The organism is Luteimonas mephitis DSM 12574, from assembly GCF_000422305.1.
Lineage (GTDB): Bacteria > Pseudomonadota > Gammaproteobacteria > Xanthomonadales > Xanthomonadaceae > Luteimonas > Luteimonas mephitis.
Genome location: NZ_AULN01000002.1, coordinates 1 through 3,292, shown reverse-complemented (window position 1 = coordinate 3,292; position 3,292 = coordinate 1). Strand labels below are relative to the sequence as shown.

Annotated in this window: 3 protein-coding genes; all 3 read left to right on the top strand. The window is 56.3% G+C overall.

Features of this window, described 5'->3' with window-relative positions:
* Positions 1 to 629 precede the first annotated feature (629 nt).
* Entirely contained in the window at positions 630 to 1,148 is a 519-nt protein-coding gene (locus tag H570_RS18400; RefSeq protein WP_084499542.1) for an HNH endonuclease, read from the top strand.
* Positions 1,149 to 1,227: 79 nt separating this feature from the next.
* Positions 1,228 to 1,437, top strand: coding sequence for a hypothetical protein (locus H570_RS0100085; protein WP_027078984.1), 210 nt, complete (start codon positions 1,228 to 1,230; stop codon positions 1,435 to 1,437).
* Positions 1,438 to 1,955: 518 nt separating this feature from the next.
* Positions 1,956 to 2,513: a hypothetical protein gene (locus H570_RS0100080; RefSeq protein WP_027078983.1), complete on the top strand. Its 558-nt coding sequence runs from the start codon at positions 1,956 to 1,958 to the stop codon at positions 2,511 to 2,513.
* Positions 2,514 to 3,292: the final 779 nt, after the last annotated feature.

The following is a 3,292-nucleotide window of genomic DNA, read 5'->3' as shown; positions in this document are numbered from 1 at the left end:
ACATCAGCCCCGCGCAGTACGAGCAGCAACTACAGATAGCTTAGGATGGTGTCCACGGAACCGGCAGCAGTCCAGACAGTTCACGGCGCACGCCTGTCGCTCCAAGCGGCAAGCGCAGTCAGGTCACCCTCGCCCGTTCACGGCGCAAGCCGCTGGCTCACGGACAGGGCGGCCGTTCCTCACTCCAGATCGCACCCGGTGCAAGCGCGTCCTCCGGCCAGATTTGTCGTAAAGTCCGCCAAGCAGGTCGTTGGCTCCTCGGCCGGCGGCCTAACAGTTCAATCAAGCCGAACCCGCTTCGCGGGTCGGCTTATTTCAAGTGTTAGGCCGCTCGGGCAAGTGCAATGCCGTGCTCGGCCGTGCAGCTGGTACGTCCTGGCGCAAGCCTGTCGCTCCAAGCGGCAAGCGCAGTCAGGTCACCCTCGCCCGTTCACGGCGCAGGCCGCTGGCTCACGGACAGGCTTGCCATTTCTCACTCCAGATCGCACCCGGCGCAAGCGCGTCTTCCGGCAGGATCTGTCGTAAAGTTCGCCTCGGTGGGGCGTCGTTTCTTCGGCCGGCGGCCTAACAGTTCAATCAAGCCGAACCCGCTTCGCGGGTCGGCTTATTTCAAGGTGTTAGACGATCAGATGACCACCAAGCCGCTTGACAGATTAATGTTTGCCCAGGGAGGCATTTGCTTCTTTTGCAACATGCCCCTTCCAAAAGCAGACGCTAGTGTCGAGCATCTTGTTCCTTCCTCCCGCGCCGGAAGCAACAGCGATGACAACTGCGTTGCCTGCTGCAAAGCAGTCAATGCGCTCTTTGGCAGCATGTCACTTAAAGAGAAAATTCGCGTTGTTCTGAATCAAAACGGCAAGTTCGTCTGTCCAAATGGCAATGGCAAAGCACAGCCTTCGCCTGTTGCTCCGGCTAAAGCTGCTACCGTTCCACCGAAGATCGACAACTATGCAGTTGTTCTCGCAGATCTTGAAAAGCGCGGCGCGTCTCGCCCGAGAAAAGTTGAGACACTCAAAAGCACCATCCGCGCAACTGTCAAGAACGCAAAGAGTTCCATCACGGAGCCCCAGCTGGAAACACTTATCAAGCACTTGCAGGTCAACGGCAAGATCATCATTGCCGACACAAAAGTCAGCTACTCGCTATGATCGTCTAACAATTCATTCAAGCCGACGCCGCTTCGCGGCGCGGCTTAATTCAAGCGTTAGGCCGCATTTGGGGAATACCATGAACGTCAAAGCACTCATCTTTACCATCGCTGGTGCAGTCGTTGCCCTGTTCTATGCACTTGAGTCGTTCTTGTCCTTCCAGGCAAATGGCTTTACAGCGCCATTGCTTGTAAAGCTCCTGATCTTCGGTATTGGCGTGTACTTCTTCTGGCGCAACGTTAGACGCATCAAAAAGAGCGGCCCAGATGCGCCGGCCAATGCAGCCTAACAATTCGTTCAAGCCGAAGCCGCTTCGCGGCTCGGCTTAACTCAAGCGTTAGGGCTCAATGAAAGCTGCTCTGCTTCTGTTAGTCATTGCAGCAACTGGCTGTACTCGCATACCAGAGCCGTCAGTTGCTGTGGAGTCGGAGCCAAAAATCCATGCCGGCTACTACACAGAGGGCTTTGAGACACGGGAGTTTCGTCCGCTGTCAGCGGCGGAGGAGCGTTGGTGGGTGGAGGGTTCGCTTCCCTGCGCCTTTCTGACCTTCAACCAAGAGCTCAATGCACCCTGGCATCGCGTATACGTTGAGCTTGAAGGTTCCGTCTCATCACTTGGTCAATTCGGCCATATGGGCGCATATCAGCGCAAGCTATCCGTGGGCCGGGTAGTCTCTTGCAGACCGCTGCGGGAGGGTGAGACAGTTGAGCCCTAACAATTCATTCAAGCCGACGCCGCTTCGCGGCGCGGCTTAATTCAGGCGTTAGGTGCCGCACGTGACATCACTACTACTTCGAGTGTTTCTGATGGGAGTTCTCGCTAGCATCTTCGGCCGTGCATTCGGCTCAGAACCGCCCTCCGGTCGCATTGATCGCGAGGACGATTTTATTGACATCACTCTGCCTATTGCTGAGCACAGGTGGGCTAAAGATGGCTCCTTGACCGTGATTGCTAGAGGCAACATCAAAGACAAGACCGTGAGTTTCGCGGTGGACTTAGGGCCTGAATGGAAGCCCCAACCAATTGAGGACACTCCAGTTACGGTGTACTGGGGCAAGGGACATATTCGTAGCGTTGGCCCTGAAAGCGATGCATTCCTTTCGCTTCTCGCACACGAGTACGCACTGCCGGTCCCAGAGCACATGGCTACCCGCGTAGAGATCACTATGGCGGGAATGGACACCGATCCAAGCGATCTCCGTAAGATTCCGGCCAAGATAAAGATCTTCTTCGAGGCAGGCGGTGAGGCTAGCTATGGAGAGGCTTTCATTAACATAGACTTGGGCAACGAGGTCTTGGAGTTCCGTGACAAGGACCCTGAGTACCATCAGGGCATCGTGTCGTCCCTCGGGGGCGGCACCTAACAATTCGTTCAAGCCGAACGCGCTTCGTTACACCAAACACATGGCAGATAAAGCTTGCCATGTGTTTGGCTCCACTACGCACGTCGGCTTAACTCAGGCGTTAGGCCGCATGACGAGAATCGGTGCAACTGGATTGTTACTAGTGCTTGTTGCCTGCAGCCAGTCTCCGCCTCCGCCTGTCGATCTCTCTCATACAGACAGGGGAGTGCTGGCAGGCTGTCCAGTTCTCCCAGGAGTCGACTCTGTGGCCGTCACTCGGCAAGATGGAGTTGATTTCCGCCTGTGCAAGTACACACATACGCAGACAGGGCGAGTGCTCTTTGACGTTTACGTAGGGGAGCATCCTCAAAGCCATGATCGCTTGCGGTATGCCGCAACAACCCGCGCCAATGGCAAGGATCTCATTTGGTTCTACACTCCAACTGGCGGTTGGGGCAGACCACGCACTTGGTACACGTACCTCCCCACCGGTAGCCCTCGTGGCACGGTCATGGTCGTCAACTTCACAACCCACCGGCGCGGCCAGTTTGAGGCTGTTTCTGACCTGGTCGCACATCTTCAACCAAGCCTCTAGACTGCGGCCTAACAGTTCGTTCAACCCGAACCCGCTTCGTTCCACCAACCACATGGCAGATAGAGCTTGCCATGTGGTTGGTTCCACTACGCAGGTCGGGTTAACTCAAGCGTTAGGCCGCTCGGGCAAGTGCAATGCTTGTGTTAGTCCGCGCCATTGATAGTTCCCGGCGCAAGCCTGTCGCTCCAGCCAGGAGCGCCGTCAG